Source organism: Swingsia samuiensis, assembly GCF_006542355.1.
Taxonomy (GTDB): Bacteria; Pseudomonadota; Alphaproteobacteria; order Acetobacterales; family Acetobacteraceae; genus Gluconobacter; species Gluconobacter samuiensis.
Genome location: NZ_CP038141.1, coordinates 1207431 through 1225819 on the forward strand (window position 1 = coordinate 1207431; position 18389 = coordinate 1225819).

General features: G+C 46.3%; 17 protein-coding genes. 9 read left to right on the forward strand and 8 right to left on the reverse strand.

Annotated features, from left to right (window positions below; genetic code table 11):
- The first annotated feature begins 26 nt into the window (after window positions 1-26).
- The 3 genes from E3D00_RS05590 to E3D00_RS05600 all read left to right on the forward strand — a co-directional run bounded on the left by E3D00_RS05590 (window position 27) and on the right by E3D00_RS05600 (window position 2332).
- Complete coding sequence (locus E3D00_RS05590) at window positions 27-365, forward strand: P-II family nitrogen regulator (protein ID WP_141460703.1); 339 nt, start codon at window positions 27-29, stop codon at window positions 363-365.
- Entirely contained in the window at window positions 365-1708 is a 1344-nt protein-coding gene (locus E3D00_RS05595) for an ammonium transporter (RefSeq protein WP_141462389.1), read from the forward strand. Before E3D00_RS05590 ends, E3D00_RS05595 begins: the two co-directional genes overlap by 1 nt.
- A gap of 75 nt (window positions 1709-1783) precedes the next feature.
- Complete coding sequence (locus E3D00_RS05600; RefSeq protein WP_181441934.1) at window positions 1784-2332, forward strand: hypothetical protein; 549 nt, start codon at window positions 1784-1786, stop codon at window positions 2330-2332.
- A 50-nt stretch (window positions 2333-2382) separates the two neighbouring features.
- Here E3D00_RS05600 and E3D00_RS05605 read toward each other — a convergent pair whose 3' ends face one another.
- Both E3D00_RS05605 and E3D00_RS05610 read right to left on the reverse strand, forming a co-directional pair.
- A complete protein-coding gene (locus E3D00_RS05605; protein ID WP_141460707.1) occupies window positions 2383-3309 on the reverse strand; it encodes a retroviral-like aspartic protease family protein in 927 nt (308 codons plus the stop codon).
- Window positions 3306-4256 (reverse strand): tyrosine recombinase XerC, encoded by a 951-nt coding sequence (locus E3D00_RS05610; RefSeq protein ID WP_141460709.1) that lies wholly within the window; start codon window positions 4254-4256, stop codon window positions 3306-3308. Before E3D00_RS05610 ends, E3D00_RS05605 begins: the two co-directional genes overlap by 4 nt.
- A 33-nt stretch (window positions 4257-4289) precedes the next feature.
- Here E3D00_RS05610 and E3D00_RS05615 point away from each other — a divergent pair, with 33 nt between their 5' ends.
- The gene (locus tag E3D00_RS05615; protein ID WP_141460711.1) at window positions 4290-6527 is read left to right on the forward strand and encodes a primosomal protein N'; all 2238 of its coding nucleotides are present in this window, start codon (window positions 4290-4292) and stop codon (window positions 6525-6527) included.
- A 52-nt stretch (window positions 6528-6579) separates the two neighbouring features.
- Here E3D00_RS05615 and E3D00_RS05620 read toward each other — a convergent pair whose 3' ends face one another.
- The 3 genes from E3D00_RS05620 to ykgO form a co-directional block, all read right to left on the reverse strand.
- A complete protein-coding gene (locus tag E3D00_RS05620; protein ID WP_141460713.1) occupies window positions 6580-6813 on the reverse strand; it encodes a hypothetical protein in 234 nt (77 codons plus the stop codon).
- 90 nt (window positions 6814-6903) lie between these two features.
- On the reverse strand, window positions 6904-7527 hold the full coding sequence (locus tag E3D00_RS05625; RefSeq protein ID WP_141460715.1) for a tetratricopeptide repeat protein: 624 nt from the start codon (window positions 7525-7527) through the stop codon (window positions 6904-6906).
- Between the two features lie 5 nt (window positions 7528-7532).
- The gene (gene ykgO, locus E3D00_RS05630; protein ID WP_003625637.1) at window positions 7533-7658 is read right to left on the reverse strand and encodes a type B 50S ribosomal protein L36; all 126 of its coding nucleotides are present in this window, start codon (window positions 7656-7658) and stop codon (window positions 7533-7535) included.
- A gap of 218 nt (window positions 7659-7876) precedes the next feature.
- On the opposite strand from ykgO, the gene E3D00_RS05635 reads away from it, so the two are divergent.
- The 4 genes from E3D00_RS05635 (at window position 7877) to E3D00_RS05650 (ending at window position 11593) form a co-directional block, all read left to right on the forward strand.
- Entirely contained in the window at window positions 7877-8287 is a 411-nt protein-coding gene (locus tag E3D00_RS05635) for a hypothetical protein (protein ID WP_141460717.1), read from the forward strand.
- Window positions 8288-8422: 135 nt separating this feature from the next.
- The gene (locus tag E3D00_RS05640) at window positions 8423-10432 is read left to right on the forward strand and encodes an FUSC family protein (RefSeq protein ID WP_141460719.1); all 2010 of its coding nucleotides are present in this window, start codon (window positions 8423-8425) and stop codon (window positions 10430-10432) included.
- Window positions 10433-10500: 68 nt separating this feature from the next.
- A complete protein-coding gene (locus E3D00_RS10625) occupies window positions 10501-10626 on the forward strand; it encodes a DUF1656 domain-containing protein (protein ID WP_246091525.1) in 126 nt (41 codons plus the stop codon).
- A gap of 16 nt (window positions 10627-10642) precedes the next feature.
- Window positions 10643-11593 carry an efflux RND transporter periplasmic adaptor subunit gene (locus tag E3D00_RS05650; protein ID WP_141460723.1) on the forward strand — a complete coding sequence of 317 codons (951 nt, stop codon included), beginning with the start codon at window positions 10643-10645 and terminating at the stop codon, window positions 11591-11593.
- A gap of 107 nt (window positions 11594-11700) precedes the next feature.
- Here E3D00_RS05650 and E3D00_RS05655 read toward each other — a convergent pair whose 3' ends face one another.
- Window positions 11701-13803 (reverse strand): S9 family peptidase, encoded by a 2103-nt coding sequence (locus E3D00_RS05655; RefSeq protein WP_141460725.1) that lies wholly within the window; start codon window positions 13801-13803, stop codon window positions 11701-11703.
- A gap of 210 nt (window positions 13804-14013) precedes the next feature.
- Here E3D00_RS05655 and E3D00_RS05660 point away from each other — a divergent pair, with 210 nt between their 5' ends.
- Window positions 14014-14541, forward strand: a complete 528-nt coding sequence (locus E3D00_RS05660; protein ID WP_246091370.1) for a DUF2501 domain-containing protein — start codon at window positions 14014-14016, stop codon at window positions 14539-14541.
- A 53-nt stretch (window positions 14542-14594) separates the two neighbouring features.
- Here E3D00_RS05660 and mdoH read toward each other — a convergent pair whose 3' ends face one another.
- On the reverse strand, window positions 14595-16769 hold the full coding sequence (mdoH, locus tag E3D00_RS05665; RefSeq protein WP_141460727.1) for a glucans biosynthesis glucosyltransferase MdoH: 2175 nt from the start codon (window positions 16767-16769) through the stop codon (window positions 14595-14597).
- Window positions 16745-18295, reverse strand: coding sequence for a glucan biosynthesis protein (locus E3D00_RS05670; protein ID WP_141460729.1), 1551 nt, complete (start codon window positions 18293-18295; stop codon window positions 16745-16747). Before E3D00_RS05670 ends, mdoH begins: the two co-directional genes overlap by 25 nt.
- Between the last annotated feature and the right edge of the window lie 94 nt (window positions 18296-18389).

Sequence of the window (18389 nt, forward strand, 5' to 3'; positions counted from 1 at the left end):
TGATTTCTGATGAGGATGCGCCGTCCGTGAAACTCATTACTGCTATTATAAAACCTTTTAAGCTGGATGATGTCCGAGAAGCTCTGACCCCTTTAGGTGTGCAAGGTTTGACTGTAACCGAAGTGAAAGGCTTTGGTCGTCAGAAAGGTCAAACAGAGATTTATCGAGGGGCTGAATATCGTGTCAGCTTTATTCCTAAAATAAAAATTGAAGTCGTGGTTGGGGATGCAATTGCTGATGAAGTGATTGAAACAATTATGAATTCAGCACGGACCGGTAAAATCGGAGACGGCAAGATCATGGTTTCTAATCTGGACCAACTTATTCGTATCCGCACAGGAGAGACAGGAGAAGGGGCGTTATGATGAAGCGTTATTCTCTTTTGGGGCTTTTATTTGGTGTTGGTGCACCTTTAAGTGCCATTGCTGCGGATAAGCCAGCTCCTATTGATACGGGCGATACGGCTTGGATGCTTGTCAGTACAGCTCTGGTTTTGATGATGACCATTCCGGGGTTAGCTCTTTTCTATGGTGGGATGGTTCGTAAGAAAAACGTTCTTGCGACTTTAATCCAATCCTTTGCGATTTGTTGTATCGTGAGCCTTCTGTGGATGGGGGTTGGATATAGCCTTGCATTCTCAAATGGGAATCAATGGATAGGAGATTTATCGCGGGCTTTTCTAAATGGCGTTGCTGCGAATTTTCATAAGGGTGTAGATTCGGCGTTCACCTTAGGGGCGGGAACATCGGCCGCAGTACCGATGACCATTCCTGAGAGCGTCTACATTATGTATCAGATGACGTTTGCAATCATTACCCCAGCTTTGATTGCGGGTGCATTTGCTGAACGAATGAAGTTTTCTTCAATGTGCGTGTTTACGGTTTTATGGGTGCTGTTTGTTTATGCGCCTATCGCACATTGGGTATGGAGCCCAACAGGATGGGTTGCAGCTTTAGGCGCGGTTGATTTTGCAGGCGGTACGGTTGTTCATATTAATTCAGGCGTTGCAGGTTTGGTCTGTGCTCTTGTTTTGGGAAAACGCCGCGGTGTTGGAACAGATGATTTAGCTCCTTTCAATTTGACGTATGCTATCGTTGGGGCGTCTTTGCTTTGGGTCGGCTGGTTTGGGTTTAATGCGGGCTCTGCTCTTGGTGCAAATGGCCGGGCAGGAATGGCCATGTTGACGACACAACTTGCAGCCGCCATGGGCGGGTTAGCTTGGATGGTTATGGAATGGTGGCGGACAGGAAAGCCAACGGCATTAGGAATTATTTCGGGTGCTGTAGCAGGTCTCGTTGCCATTACACCAGCAGCGGGTTTTGTTTTGCCTGGAGGGGCAGTGCTTATTGGCTTGGCGGCTGGAGTGGGCTGCTTCTGGAGCTCCACATGGCTAAAACATAAGCTGGGTTATGATGACAGCTTGGACGCGTTTGGTGTCCATGGAACAGGGGGTATTATTGGTGCCTTACTGACAGGTGTTTTGGCTTTTGGCCCTTTATCCGCAACGGATGCGAACCCAGTTGGAGTGGTAGGGAGTTTGCCCCAATTACTCTCTCAAACTGAGGCTGTTGGCGTCACCATTGTGTGGTGTGTTGTTGTAACCTTTGTTATTTTGAAGGTTCTTGATTTGGTTATGGGACTACGTGTTTCAGCAGAAGAGGAACTTGAAGGGCTTGATATGGTTTTACATGGTGAACGTATCAATTAGTTTACGAATAGCGGGTATATTTTCATAATGAAGTGCCGGCTGTCGTACGCTGAGCCAGATTAAAGGATGGTTTTGATGTTATTTCATCGTTCGTTTTTCACGTTATCTTTAGCGGCTGTTATGGCTGCTGGTGTTTCTATTGCTCCAGCACAGGCTATGACCGGTAAAGAATGCCACGCTGCATTTCTTTCTGCTAAAAAAGGCGGAACGCTGAATGGGCAGAATTATACAGCTTTTAAAGCTGCAAACTGCGCAAAAGATGCAAAGACAGCTAAGGCTACAGACGTGACCACGGCATCGACAGCGTCTTCTCCATCAGCTGCCAAAACAATTGATTCAAAGGTAGAAAATAATAAGACTAATCCTGAAACGCCAAATACGGCTACTCAAGCATTAACACCTGTTTCAAAAACAGCATCTTCTCCTGTAACAAGCGGAAATGTAGTTTTTCCTAAAGCTGTTGCTCCAGAATTTGCAAAATTATCAGCAGGAAAAGCACGTATGAAGACGTGTGTTGCGCAATATAATGCGAATAAAGAGAATGGTGGGAATGGTAATTTGAAGTGGATTCAGAAAGGTGGCGGGTATTGGTCTCAGTGCAATAGCCGTTTAAAAGCAAACTAATGATTTGAGTTTGGGGCCTTCAATGTGAATTGAAGGCCTTTTTTAATGCTTCATTGAACAAAAACCTGTCCTGAACTGTAAGACAACCAGATATCGTGTTTGGAAAACCAATCTGAACCGAGAAGCATATCCGCTTGATCATGAACTGGCGCAACTGTGAGAACTGGGTTGAGCCATACCGTGCCTCCCATCGTAAAACGGTGGAAACGATGCCAATGGTAGCGACGTTGATGTAAGTCTACCCCTGCAGAGACCCCTCCCGGATCAAGCGCTAACAGCTCATCATTTAATCCAAGGCGGTAGGTGAATGCCGTATTGATAATATGAGAACGTGCTCCACTATCAAGCAGTGCAATGCCACGAGTGCCGTCAAGAATGAAAGGCACCATTAATCGGCCATCTGTTTCGCGCGCAAGAATAGTGTTCCACTTGCCTTTCCACAAAGGGCGAATAGTACAAGCTGGAGAAGAGGGTGTGGCTTTCCAAAAGGTGAGTTGATGATGTGGAATATTAAATTCCAGATCATATCCATCAATGGCATCAGCTCCTAACAGCCCAAGGATCGGGGGGTGAAGGATAGGGGCTCCAGGCAGGTTACCGGTTGGCATAGATCCGGGTCCTAAATTCAAATGGCCAAAGCTTAGATTATGAATGCTGATATTCGGGACAAGGCGAGGAGTTCCATTAGGGCCTTGCATGATGGTGTGATGATTAGGGTCGGTTGGAAGATGTAATAAATGAACACCCTCAGGGGTCATTAAGCTGCCTTGGGATCCAGTATCAATAATCATGGATACTTCAGACCCATTAATTTTGACAGGGATGCTTAAATATCCCCCCGTATCCTTAATGGATAATGTGATGGCACGTTTGAGGGTACATGGCGCTGCTAGGGCGTGTGTGCCGAGTAGTAGGGTATAGGTGAGCAAGAGGCATGCACATACAAAGAAGCCATTATATATTTTTGCGAATGTCATTTTTTATCAGCCCTTGGATGTGCTTTGCGCCATACATCCAGCAAATACTTTTCATCGGCAAGTGTATAAATCTGTGTGGAGGACAGGCTGGCATGTCCCATAAGCTCTTGGATGGCGCGTAAGTCAGCACCAGATTCCATCATATGGGTAGCAAAAGAGTGCCGTAAGGCATGAGGGGTGGCAGAGGCAGGTAGACCTTCTCCTTTGCGCCATTCACGCATGGCTTTTTGAGCAACCGCGGGGTTAAGCCGCCCTCCGCGGGCTCCACAAAAAAGAGGTGCATCAGGTGTGGGAGCGGGGTGAGATTTTTGCCATGCTTCGAGAGCTGTTAGAACCGCGGGGAGTAAAGGGACTAAGCGTTCTTTCCCCCCTTTTCCTGTTACGCGGAGCATGTGATCGCCTGCTTGGCTTAAGTCTCGAATATTAAGCGAGAGCGCTTCACCAATTCGCAAGCCAGTGCCGTAGAGGAGTGTGAATAAGGCTTTATCCCGAATGGCAGCTTTATGCGTTATGGCATCATCTGCAATGCCTTCGGGCGCTAGAATGGCATCTTCTCGAGCAAGGGGGCGAGGGAGTCTTTTCTTTAAACGAGGAGTGGAAAGAAGTTTGGGAGCTGGGTTTGATAGATTAAACTTTAAGCCCAGAAAGTGATAAAAAGAGCGTAATGCCGAAACGCGGCGTGCCCGTGAACGTGCGCGCGCATCATTATTGCTTTGACGGCGTGTTGGTTTTTCCCCTCGGGCTGTTTCATGGGCAACCCATGCGCGTAAATCGGCTAAAGAGAGTTCTTTAAGAGTATTGAGGGTGACTTCATTTCCAAAATGTTTTTCAAAAAACGAAATTGCGAGGACAAGGTCATGACGATAAGCTTCGATTGTTCTGGGACTGGAGCGTTTTTCATGTTCCAACCAGTTGATCCATTCGCGTAAAGCGTCATAAGCAATCATAGTATTTCGGGCCGAGGAAAGTTAGAACCTGTCATGACGACTCATACTCTAACCAATCCGAAAGATAATGGGAAATCTTCTTCAGGGCATCGGGTTTCTGTCCTTGTTCCTCTGCCATTTCCGGGACCACTTGATTATTTATCACATGAAGCATTATCGCCCGGAGAACTTGTTGCTGTCCCTTTGGGTAAAAGAGAAGTGGTGGGATGTGTGTGGGAGGCGACGACACACCTTCCACCAGACTTTCAGCGCCCTGTCGGAAAAACTGTCCCTTTATCTCGTTTGCGAACGATAGGGCACAAGTTAGAGGTGCAGCCTTTACCGCCAAGTTTACGGCATTTTATTGATTGGGTAGCCGCTTATACGTTAACCCCGCCGGGCTTGGTTTTGGCCATGGCGATGCGTGTGCATCTTGGGGATACACCCAAACCTGCTTTGGGCTGGGTGAGGACGCAAAAACCGGAAGAAAAAATACGGATTACACCTTCTAGGCGTGCGGTATTGGATGCTGCTTCTCATATTCCAATGACCACATCGGACTTAGCTGAAGCGAGTAGTACAAGCTCTGCTGTTGTTCGGGGCTTAGCGACGGCTGGTTTGTTAGAACAGGTTGTAATATCAGCCTCATCGCCGTTTCATCCTCCAAACCCTGATTATGGGACGCCACGTCTTTCAGAAGAACAAGAAGAAGTTTCTAAAAAACTAACCAATTTAGTGGAAGCGCATCATTTTGATGTATTGCTTTTGGAAGGGGTAACGGGCTCTGGAAAAACAGAGGTCTATTTTGAAGCGATAGCAGCCTGTTTGCGTCAACAGAAGCAAGTGTTGGTTTTGTTGCCAGAAATAGCACTTTCCACTCAATGGACGGATCGATTTGCGCGTCGTTTTGGAGTGGAGCCCGCAATATGGCATTCTGATTTGGGAGCAAAGCGCCGCCGCGAAACATGGCATGCCGTGGCTAAAGGAGAGGCTCAGGTGGTGGTAGGGGCGCGTTCAGCTCTCTTTTTACCTTTTGAAACGCTTGGTTTAATTATTGTTGATGAAGAGCATGAGAGCGCCTTTAAGCAGGAAGAAGGCGTGATGTATCATGGCCGTGATATGGCTATTGTACGGGGGAGATTGGTTAACGCTCCGGTTATTCTTGTTTCAGCAACCCCCTCTCTTGAGACGCTGGCCAATGTTGAGAGTGGTCGATACCAGCATGAGCTGTTAACAAGCCGGCACGGGGGCGCAACAATGCCGTCCGTTTCCTTGGTGGATATGAAAGAGAATTCGCCGGAGAGAGGTTTTTTCCTTTCTCCAAAGTTATGTACAGCGATTGATGAAACCTTGGCGAATGGTGAGCAGGCGATGCTTTTCCTGAATAGGAGAGGTTATGCTCCGCTCACTCTTTGTCGTGCGTGTGGTTATAGAGCCCAGTGTCCGAATTGTTCTGCTTGGCTTGTGGAACATAGGGCTAGAGGTGTTTTAACATGCCACCATTGTGGGCATATTGAACGTATTCCCAAAGAATGCCCTCAGTGCCATGCGGAAAATTCATTGGTGCCAATTGGACCTGGGATTGAGCGCATTACAGAAGAGGCAAAACAGCGTTTTCTGGATGCAAAAATTTTAGTGATGTCTTCTGATACGTTGGCTTCTCCTTCTGCGACAGCCGAGGCCATAAGGCAGATAGCAGATGAGGAGGTAAACCTGATTATTGGAACGCAGATTGTTGCAAAAGGATGGCATTTCCCCAAACTCACATTGGTTGGTGTTGTAGATGCTGATTTGGGACTGGGAGGGGGAGATTTAAGAGCGGCGGAGAGGACTGTGCAGCTTCTTCATCAAGTGGCTGGCCGTGCGGGAAGAGCCGCCCACGCCGGGCAAGTATATTTGCAGAGTTATGTGGGTGAGCACCCTGTTATGAAAGCCTTGATCGCGAATGATTTCCAATCTTTTATGGAGCAGGAAGCAGCACAGAGACGACCTTCATTTTGGCCTCCATATGGACGGCTGGCAGCGCTTATCATTAGTGCTGCTACGGCAGAGGCCGCAGATGCATTGGCAAAAGAAATAGCGCTCTATGCGCCTGAGCGTGAAGGGGTTCAGATCCTCGGCCCTGCTCCAGCGCCTTTGGCGGTATTACGAGGCCGTCATCGCAGGCGTTTGTTATTACGAACAATGCGCGGAATTGCCGTTCAACCTATTTTGAGGGATTGGTTGAAAGATATAAAAGTAAAAGGGACAACTAAAATCGAAATAGATATTGATCCAATTTCTTTCTTATAGATCATTGGATCAAATAAACCCCATAATGTGAATATGAGGTTTATTATGCGTATTATTTTTTTCTACGGCTACGGAAGAACTCAATGCTTGCTGTTGCAACCGTAATCACAGAAAGAATTTGTTGAAAGTGTGGACGAAAGCGCTTTGGCCCAAACGTTGCTAGACCTGTCAAAATGGCAAGCCCAACTTCGCGAGAGCGTTGCGCTTTTTGAACGCCAGATTTAATTTTGCCACAACATCCAATTTTTTTTTCAGTTTTTTCTACCGCTTCAACTTTGTTTTTCATGTTCCGTCTCCGATATCTTGATAAGTACTCAACGTATTCAATGTAATTAAGTTGAGGCAATATAAAAGATAGAGATTAGATTAAAGGACTTTAATCTTCTTGCCCGGCTTTTGCTTTCTCAAACTTTTTCAGATTTTCTTTTGCTTGAGGCGTATAGGGGTTTAAGGAGATGACTTTTTGATACGCCCGCAAAGCAGCGTCTGGTTCATGGCGGAGTTGCTCTGCTTGAGCCAATACTCCCCACGCAATAGGGTCCTGCGGGTCAGATTGAAGTTCAACCCCTAAATCAGCGATAGCGCCATCCATGTCGCCTGCGGCAAGGCGTATTTCTGCACGGTCTCGTCTTAAAATCGCTTTGTCTGGCTGAAGGGTGAGTGCTGAGGTAATATCGTCTACGGCAGTTTGGAAATCATGTTTAGAGAGAGCATCCTGCGAATCACGGAGGAGTAGTTTGGTTGCGCCTGTTAAACCACGGATACGTAAATTTTCAGCGGCATTTGTAAGCTCTTGAGCTTTTTGCTCATTCCCAGCAAGGGCAAGAGCCTTTTCAAGCTGTAATAAGCGCTCTTGTACTGTCTTGTGAGGAGGGTGTTTTGCCGTGCTTGGTAAGTGAGCAGACTGATCTGGTGCAGGGGCAGAAAATGCAGGTATAGAAAGAAAAAAGGCGCCAATCGTGAGAAGATGGCGCCATAGAACTGCTTTTCTGCTCGTCAAAGGGATTAGCCCTGACGTGCTTTCATGCGAGGATTCTTTTTGTTAATGACGTAAACGCGACCACGACGGCGTACAACGCGGCAGTCTTTATCGCGAACCTTTGCAGACTTTAAGCTATTGCGGATCTTCATGATAGTTCCAGGCTCTCTATATGGTGTGTTCCCGTTAAGGAACGGTAGAACGGGCCCGAATGCCCGCGAAAGATGATTTCGCTTAACGGGATGCAGGTTTTGAGTCAAGGTCAAACAGCGCTTTTATGCGAATAAAGAGGAGGAAAATCGTTCATTAGACCAGTATGCGATACTAAAAAGACTTGTTTTATCATGAATTTTTTTCAATCATGCTGAGTATGATGAAACTGTTCATACGTGCTAGTTTGACGCTGGCTTTTTGTGCTGGGTTTGTGACGCCTCTTTATGCCAATGATGGAGGGGCAAAGACAAACGATGAAGACCCAATGATCAATGCCCAAGGGTTGGTCGTTAATAATGTGCTTAAGGTGCTGCAAATTCACCCTGATGCAGCGGGCGATTCGTGTGTGAATGCTTTAAAAGAAATGCACAAAGCACAAGACCAGCTGACTAAAGAAGAAGAAAGCGACGAGACGCAGGATCTTGGGGTGGCTAGAGATGTTGTTTCATCATCGATGGAAGATGTAACAACCATCTGTGGTGCGGATGCTCATTCATTGTGTCGGCAGAGCGCTGCTTCTAATCCAAAGCTTCAGGCCGCTTGTAAAGCACTTCCATTGAATGATTAGTCACATATTGGTGAAATCCAGAGAGAGATCTAATCTTTAAATTTAATTTAGAGTAATCCTATTGGGGTAAATTATGACCCGACGAAAATAGGATACGAAGCAATGATAGGCTTGTTGATCGAAAGGGAAATATAGGTGTCCCTTTCATGGCAAGCTATACTGCGGCCGGGTTGGGTGTCTTTTACCCTTCGGACGTGGGTGGCCTTTGTATTAGCGCTTCTTATTGCTTTTTGGGCCCAAGTTGATTCTCCTGCTGGCGCAGGGGTAACGGTGATGATTTTGGCGCAGCCCTTGCGCGGTCAGGCCTTATCTAAGGCTTTCTATAGAATGTTGGGCACTCTCATTGGGGTGGGTGTTTCAATTGTTCTCGTGGCTTTGTTTAATCAAAACAGACGTCTATTTTTGGGAACAACTGCGCTCTGGTTGGGGGCGTGTGCTTTTGTCGGGACGTTAGAGCGCAACTTTAGAGCGTATGCAGCCTTGCTTGCCGGGTATGTAGTAGCCTTGGTTGCGGTTGCCACTATTGATGCCCCACAAAATGTATTTCAGGTTGGTATTGCCCGCGCTACAACAGTTACAATAGGCATCGCTGCAGTTGCGATCGTGAACCTCATGTCTGGATCGCCACAGGCGTGGCGTAGTCTTGCGCGGGGGTTGCAGTATTCTGGGCAAAGAATACGCCAAATTAGTCAGGCGGCTTTGATGGGAGACATCATTCCCTCTAACGAAGAACTGACAGCCATTAGCACTGAAATTTTATCGTTGGTTACGCATATTAGCTATGCGCGAACTGAGTTGTCATATGGGCGTCGGCGGATGGCAGGGGCACGTCTCAGTCTTGTGGGAATGCTTACGGTTTTAACGTGCAGTCGTTCTATCGCAGTTCTTTTAAAAGAAGGAGATATTTCTGATATCGTCATTCGTCATGTGCGGTCATGGCATGAACGTGTGGTGGATGGTTCTAACCGGCATGAAACTATGAGGGAAATTCTGTCGGGGATTAATGAAGAAGATCCAGACTATATTGTTTCGCCTCGGGATGCGTGGTTTTTAGAACGCGCTTCTACATTAATTAGTAATCGGCTGCATATTCGAACCGGATTAAACACGCTCCTGAAGGCGGCTCCAGCAGGAGAAGCTTTAAAGTTAGCAAAGCTGGCCGATAACCCAGATTATATTACAGCATTTATTAATGCTATGCGTGTCATTCTGGGGTTCAGCATTGTTGCGGCTGTTTGCATCGGAACGGGGATTCCTGCTTCGTCTATTATTTTGTCTCAGTCAGCACTTGTTTTAACGTTGGCGACTGTCACTCTGGATTTAGCTCAGTTTGGTAAAGGGGTGATAATCGGAACGCCATTAGGGATTCTTGCCGCTGCTATAATGTCTTTTGGAGTGTTGCCATGGGTTTACACACCTCAGACATTAGCACTTGTGATGTTGCCACAAACAATTATCGCATGTCTTCTTATCATGAACCCGAAGACAAGTGCTATCGGGTTTCATTACGGCACTTTTTTTCTCGTATTTATGAATTTAGGGAACCCTCATGTGTATGATGTAGGGTCTTTTATAACGAGAAATGTATTCTATCTGGCTGCAGCCGCGCTTTCTTTCGTACTTCTTGTTTTAGTATGGCCCCCCACTGTCCGGAGATATCGGTTTCGCTTAGCGGTCGGTATTGCTCGTGACTTGGAAAGACAGCTTGATGGACATGGTGAAGCTATGGGGCCAGCATTGCTAAGTCGAAAATATGATCGGCTTAGCCAGTTCCTGCTTTTAACCCGAAAGTTGGACTCTGCCGGTAAGGTAACATTGAATGTTTTTGAACGGTTTGTTGGTTTAGAGGATCTGGCGAGTACAATTGCCCGGGTGAGGTTGTATCTGAGACAAGCTTCAAAGGTTGCTGCGTTGAGGGAATATACAAGCCCTGCTCAGAAGGCTTTGTCTCAAGATAATTTAACAGTCGTTGAGCAGGATTTAGATCAGTTAAATCAACGTTTTCTAGAGCGTTTTCAAAAAGATATAGCTGGTGAGGATGTTTTCATTCTCAATTGTGTTGCCGGCCTGGAAGCTGTGCGTGTGATGCTTCTTCGGAATAAGACGGCGATTCACCATTATGGAATTGGGCGCAGAAGATGGTGATACGGCAGGTTATAGATATAGACGGGTTGCTCGTCTCGGCTTTTGTTATTGATGTGGCCTTGTCGTTGATGACGCTAGGGCTGGTGAGATGGCTGTTCGGTGTTCTGAATTTATGGCGATATGTCTGGAACCCGCCTTTGGCACAATTTGGGCTTTTGGTCTGTTTCCTTGGAATTTACACATTATTTCTGTGACATAAGGTTTTTGGCAGTGCTGGATAACGCTCATCGTTTAATACGAATTTTGATTACCGCTTCGATCCTGATTGTCGCGGCTATTGTGATGATTATTTTGTGGGATTATTACACGGCTTCACCATGGACACGGAATGGGCAGGTCCGTGTTCAGGTGGCGAATATAGCCCCTCGTGTTTCCGGGCAGATTATTGATGTAAAAGTGACGGATAACCAAAAGGTTCATAAAGGCGATATTTTGTACGTCATCGATCCGTTTGATTTTCAGGTTGCGGTTGATATGGCAAAGGCGAATGTATCACAGCGCAAAGCGGACCTTGATTTTAAAAATAACCAAGCAGAATGGAGGCGCGTGATTCCGGGTGTTGCCGTGTCGAAAGAGGAAAAGCGGCAATATGTTGCTTTGGCTCAGCAGGCTCAAGCCGCGTATGACTCGGCACAGGCACAACTTCATCAAGCTGAGATTAATTTACAGCGGACCCAAATTAGAAGTTCTATTGATGGGACGGTTACAAATCTGATTATGAGACCGGGGGATTATGCATCCGCTGGTGTGGTGAATATGCATGTTATTGATACCCATTCTTTTTGGGTAGATGGGTATTTTGAAGAAACAAAAATACATGATCTTGATCTTGGAGATTATGTTCGGATGGATTTGATGGGATATCATCAACCTTTATTTGGACATGTTCAAAGTATTACACGAGGAATTGCCAGTAATAATGCCCTCGTTAATGAGCAAGGGCTTCCTGTTGTTGACCCGGTTTATACATGGGTGCGTTTGGCGCAACGTATTCCTGTTCGGGTGAGTATTGATAAAATACCAGATGATTTGACATTAGCTGCGGGGATGACTGTTACCGTTACGATTGTCTCGGAAAGAGGTAATCGTCAACATCGTTCTCCGTATGATGCGTTACAGCATTTTGGAGATGATATGCGGCATCTTTTTGGATATAAATAGTTTGATTTGTTAAGTGGTTTTTCTAAAAATATGCGTTGAAAACTCCCCAATTCTCACATTTGGTGCCGTGCTCTAGGGGATGGATTTAAAAGAGCACGGCATGGAGTTTAGTTCGTTTTTGCTTTTTGAATAGACCAAAGAGCAAAAGCCTGAACAAGCGCGACTTCTTCTAGGCGTTTGAAACGCCCTGATGACCCGCCGTGTCCTGCATCCATATTAATGCGGCAAAGGAAAGGGCCTCCAGAAGCAATTTCTCTAAGTTTGGCAATCCACTTGGCTGGTTCCCAATAGGTTACACGGGGGTCTGAAAGGCCACCCATGGCCAGAATAGGGGGATATGGGCAAGCCTGAATATTATCGTATGGGGAATAACTTTCAATTAAATCGTACGCTTCAGGATCTTCCAGTGGGTTTCCCCATTCGGGCCATTCTGGTGGGGTTAAAGGGAGGGATACGTCAGACATGGTGTTTAACATATCAACAAACGGGACCTGAGCAGCAATACCTGCGAAGAGGTCTGGTGCCATATTGGCAATCGCTCCCATAAGGAGGCCGCCGGCTGACCCGCCATGAGCAACGATATGGCCGGCTCGTGTATAGCCCTGAGAAATCAGATAATGTGCAGATGCGATAAAGTCCGTAAAAGTATTGGGTTTTGTTTTGCCGCGGCCTTGTAAAAACCAGTTCCAGCCTTTCTCGGTTCCCCCTCGGATGTGGGCGATGGCATAAATCCACCCTCGGTCAACCAAACTGAAAGCTGTGGTTGAGAAACTGGCATCCATGGGAATACCATAAGAGCCATATCCATAAAGAAGTAAGGGAGCGGTTGAGTTAAGGGGCTGTCCTTTTTTCATCAGAACTGTGATGGGGATTGTTTCTCCATTCGTAGCTGTCGCAAAAAGACGGCGTGTTTCATATTGATCAGGATTATGACCAGATGGAACCTCACGAACTTTCATTAATTGGCGCGTGTTGTTGGACAGGTCGTAATCATACCAGTGAGCGGGTGTTGTAGGAGACTGATAGACGTAACGCAGGATGGGCGAGTTATACTCAAGCATTCCAAGCAGCGTTAGATCATAGGCAGGTTCGTCCATTGCAATGGTGGTAGCTTGAGAGCGAATGTCCCCTGTGACTCCAAACTTTGTAACCCGAATATGAATGTTCCCGTCTTTACGTTCAGCCCATGCAAAATAATCACGGGAGGCTGTGGCATCTAATAGGAAGTGGCCTTCTTTGTAAGGAAGAAACGCTTTCCAATGCTCCCGTCCCGTTTGGTGATCTGGAGTTTGCATGAACTGGAAGTCGATAGCACCATTGATATTGGTCAGAATAATGAAACGATCGTTCCAGTGCGTAAGGGAGTAACGTTCACCACGGACAAGAGGTGCTGCGACAAAAGGTATCGCTGTGGGGTTGGATGCGGGAATGAGAAGTGTTTCATTTGTATCATGATCACCTCGTTCAATCATGATCCATTTACGTGAGGCGGACGTTGTAATGCTTAGAAAAAATCCTGGATCAGTCTCGTCAAAAACAAGAACGTCTTCCCCTCCGGTTAATGGTCTGCGGTAAATACGAGATGGGCGGCCATTATCATCACGGTAAATCCAGAACAGCCATTCGCTGTCAGGAGAGATTGTAAAGCTACCGGTTGTACTCTCGACAGGAGAGGGGCACAGGGCACCTGTTTTGAGATCTTTGACTTGGATACGATAGATCTCTGAGCCTTGAACGTCTTCTGAATATATAAAGTAGTTATGATTGGCTGAGTGAGCGGTATGGCCAAGGGCATAATATTCAAAATTCTTCGCGAGAGCATCTACGTCCAGAAGAATTTCTTCTTGCCCTTCGGTGCGTAGCCGCCGTGCGTATAGTGGGTGTTGGGCTTTTTCTTTAAAACGTGTGTAGTAATCCCATGGGCCGTCTGGAACAGGAACAGACTCCTCAGCGGGAGGGATCCGCCCGATCATTTCCTTGAGGAGTTCTGCCTGAAGGGGAGCCACCTCAGCAAGGACGGCTTCAGCGTATGAGTTTTCTTCTTTGAGATGCGTTGCAATATCAGACCGTAAGGTGGCAGGGTTACGTAGGACCTGTTGCCAGTTCTCATCCTTCATCCAAGCATAAGAATCTGAACGAGTGCGCCCAAGCTGGGTGATCGTGATGGGTTCTTGACGAGGATTAGGGGGTAAAATTTTTGTATAAGACATATTAAGAGCATGGTTCAGAAAAGGAATTATTTCAATCCTGTTCAGTAATTTGAAGAGGTAACAGGAAATTGATCAAATATTTTTGAATTGTAAGAAAACTTATTGTTGAATTATACTTTTAATGCAGAGGGGTGTCTTGCGTTTAGCAGGTTTATGCTTTGCTTATTGCTAAAACTCTTTAGGCACCCATGTAATTGGAGAATTATTCTTATGAATAAGTATTATGCTCTTGTAGCCGCTCTTGGATTTGCTGTTTCTGGTGCAGCATATGCTCAGACAGCTTCTGTGCCAGCTGGAGTTGTACAGAAAACTGTAAATGGGAATGGACCAGCAATTCTTGTTCCTGAAACAGGACATGTTGTTGCGGCTGGTTCTCAGGCTGTTGTTAATGGCCAACAAAAAGTACAAGCTGTTTCTATTAATGGTGTAGCAACAGCAGCAACACCAGGTGCTTTAGGGAATGATGGTCTTCCATCAATTGCAAATGCACAAGTTGGTAACGTTGCAGGTCTGACAGCATACTGTGTCCACAAGAAATTGGTACATGGTACAGCTCCACGCGTTGCATCTCGTAAGCTTGCCCATCGCCCAGATGTTATTGCTGATCAGTACTACTCTCTTGGTGGTCGTGGTCTTCTTCAGACAGCAACGAACACACCTTTTGATATCTCAAGCTTGCCAAAAGACAAAAAAGTTCTTCTTTGCGTAAGCTTAGTTCAGAAAGCACAAGGTCTTTAATTCTCTTAGAGAATGAAGACAAGAGCCCCGCCCTTTAAGGAGCGGGGCTTTTTTTATTTATGGAACTGTTTAAGAAGAGATATGCCTTCGGCTGTTTCTAGAACAGCTGATTTTTCTTGGCGTGTTAAAGAGCTGATCGCTTGTTGAAGCGAGGAGGCTTCCTTTAGTTTTAATAACCCTACAAGTTGATGAGAATTAATTTCTTCACCTGCTTTGCGAGCCGGTGGGAGAGCTGCAGTGTGCGCTTCGACCAGTTCATCACTTTCGAGCAATATTTTAAACGCTTCGCTGGGTTTGTGTGGAGCTGCGTGTTGTGCTTTTCGACGAAGACGATCATTCGTTGCGGCAAGTTGTAAAATCGGCGGAGGAGAGGTTTCTTCTGGAATCAAAAGAAGCCCAGCTTTCCGTAAGGCTAAACCAACATCTCGGCTCGCGGTAAGAGCCGCAAGAGGAATAGCGAGCGCTAAACCGATAAGAACAGGTGTCATCCATAGGAAAAGAGCTTTAGAAACAGACCAAGCTGCAATGGCAAGTAGAATACCAAAAACGGTATATAGCCAGTATCCATGGACAACTTCTTTTAAAGAAACACGTCCATCCTCACGGTTCTGAGCGTTCCAGCCAGAGTCTCTGCCAAGCAAGATGGACAGAACGCCAGAGGTTTGGATGAGCATGGCGATCGGCGCAATCAGGCCGCCGATAATGGTTTCAATGATAATGGAAAGGAATAAGCGGATGACACCGCCTGTTCCCTTTAATGTTTCCCGATTGAAGAGGGCTGCAATAAAAGAAAGCAGTTTGGGGGCTAAAAGAATAGCCATTGTTCCTATGAAGACGTGTTTCGCTCCAATGGGATCCACTTTCGGCCAATGAGGGAAAAGTGTTGGTGTCGATCCAAAATATTCAGGGTGATAAAAGCGTGCTTGTAGAGAAATCAATATCCCAAAAAGAAGGAAAAGCAGCCATAGAGGTGACATGACATAGGAGCCAATGCCCATGAGCATGTGAACGCGGCTAACCCAGTGCATTCCTTTAGTATTTAAAATCTTGGCATGTTGGAGGTTACCTTGGCTCCAACGACGGTCCCGAATAGCTACATCTGTTAGGGAAGGGGGGCTTTCCTCGTAAGAACCGAAGAGGCCAGGGATCATATGGACAGCCCATCCACCCCGTCGAATAAGCGCTGCTTCGACAAAGTCATGGCTAAGAATATGCCCACCAAAAGGAGGTTTTCCTTTGAGGTGAGGCAGGCCGGCTTGTTCAGCAAACGCGCGGGTTCGTATAACGGCGTTATGGCCCCAATAATTCCCTTCTGAACCATGCCACCAAGCAACCCCATGAGCAATGAGAGGGCCATATACACGCCCTGCAAATTGTTGCATGCGAGCAAATAAGGTTTTCCCATCGATGATGACGGGGAGTGTTTGTATGAGACCAACACCAGCATGATTTTCCATCGCCGAGACGACGCGAATAATCAGGTTTCCATCCATAACGCTGTCTGCATCAAGCGTGAGCATTTGCTCATAGGCTGCACCAAAGCGCTTCACCCATTCACCTAGATTTCCAGCTTTTCGATCTATATTTTTGTGGCGTCTACGGTAGAAAATGCGGGTTGTATCTTGAGTGCTTTGACGAAAAGCAAGAAAAGCACGTTCTTCTTGGATCCATACATCAGGGTTCGTGGTGTCAGATAGAATAAAGAAGTCAAAGGCATCAATTTGCCCTGTTTGTAAAATGCTATCGTAAATGGCTTTTAAGCCAGCCAATACCCGCTCTGGATCCTCATTATATGTGGGCATCAAGACGGCTGTTTTAGTTTTTAGCTGTGGTAGAGGACCCGAGCGATGGACGCCGAGGCCTAATCCACCACGAAAAAGAAGTGAAAAAAAGCCACCGATAGAGGATGTAAAAGAGAGAGCAATCCAAAAAGCAAGAATTGCAAATAAGATAAGGATAATAACACCCAGCGTGGACACACCCAGTGAGTTAAAAACCTTATTGATGCGATAGACACCAAAAACAGTTAGTAAAAGAGCTGACCCGAAAACGAATAACCGTCTTAACCATAACGTTGATGGTGTCGTTGGCAAAATACGAAAAGGCCGCCCATGCCGATCTGGCATATGGTGTAAACGCTGAGGCTCCATTTTAAGGGGAGCATCAGCTGGTAGAAAGGGGGCTTGAGAAGAGAACGTGTCTTTCATGGCGTCCAACGGTACATCCATTTTTCAGAAATTGCGCCTTGATCATTTGTAAGCTGGGCTTGCAGTTCAGCTATTTTTGCATCGCCGGGAGAGAATTTGAAAGTAGCTCTCCAACCTTTGATGCTTGGATTGTCTTGAATTACGACATCTTGAATTGTGCCTTGAGAGACTTGTGTCATCAGGTGAAGCTGGTTGTTTTGAGGAGGCTTCTGAACGGAATCCCCTGAGAAATCAATCACAAAGAAACGTTGATCCGAATGATCAGGTACGGCCCCAATACGCGTTGCACTCACACGCGCAAGTTCTGTTGGCCACGGCGTATCCCATCCCCAATACATACGATAAACGAAGTTATATTCTTTACCTGCTTGGAGAGAGGCCTGAGGTCGCCAGAATGCAATGATGTTATCATTAACCTCGTTTGGTGTGGGTATTTCAACAAGATCAATACTGCCATTGCCCCAATTCCCTATGGGCTCAATCCATAAGGAAGGGCGTTTTTCGTAATGTAGAGATAAATCCTGATAATTTTGAAAATTGCGTTTACGCTGCATAAGACCGAAGCCGTGAGGACTATCGTCAACAAAAGCAGAGAATTGCAAGTCTGTTGGATTTACAAGCGGACGATAAAGCTGTTGGCCAGAGCCCGTCCATACTTGGAGTGCCTCACTATCGTGTGCTGCTGGGCGCCAATCATCGACGTGATTACGTTCGTTCGTATCAAAGAAGAACATTCCAGCTAATGCGGCAATTCCAGCCTGATGGATTTCCTCACGTGGAAAGAGAGAGGACTGGACATCAAAAATAGTCGTATCGCCCGGACGGATGGTAAAGCGGAAAGCCCCCGTGACGGAAGGGCTGTCCAAGAGGGCATGAATAACGATTGTTTCGACGCCTAAGGCAGGTTTTTCAAGCCAGAATTCGCGGAATATTGCGAATTCTTCTCCCTTGGGGTCGCCTGTGCCGTTAGAGAAGCCTCGTGCAGAAAGGCCATATGTTTGGCCCTTGGCAACGGCTTTAAAGTAAGATGCACCTAAGAAGACGGCGCATTCTTCCATGATACCAGGAGTATTGATGGAGTAGCGAAGGCGTAAGCCTCCAAATCCCAAGTCATCGGATACGCGGAACACCGGGTTAGTATAGGAGAACAAATCTGCATTATAATTAATGCGCGAAGAGTGACCGTCTACAACTTCATTCATTTCGATACGGGGTTTATATAGGAACCCCCGTGGGAAAAATTCGACATCGAAAGAAAGATTTTGCCCATGCCACAAAGCATAATCAGAATTGTAGGTAATACCTTTATACTGATCCGCATCAAGATTGGCGATTTCAGAGGGTAAGCTCTGGGGAGGGGCATTATAGGGTGATTTTGCTAGTTTTTGCGCAATCAAACGTACCGTATTGTTATCAAAAGGTGTCGGTGAAGACGTTTGGGGCATAGAGGGTGCAGGTGTGGATTGAGCGAGTGCAACCCGGGCAGAACTTCCTAATAAGGACAATCCTGCTCCAAGCTTCACTAAATCACGACGCCGTACGCTCATACTGTTTCCTATAATCTAAAAAAATCGTCACTGATTATGCCAACAAAGAAGGTAAAGAATATGGCACATTAAACTTTATTAATAGCATAGAAAT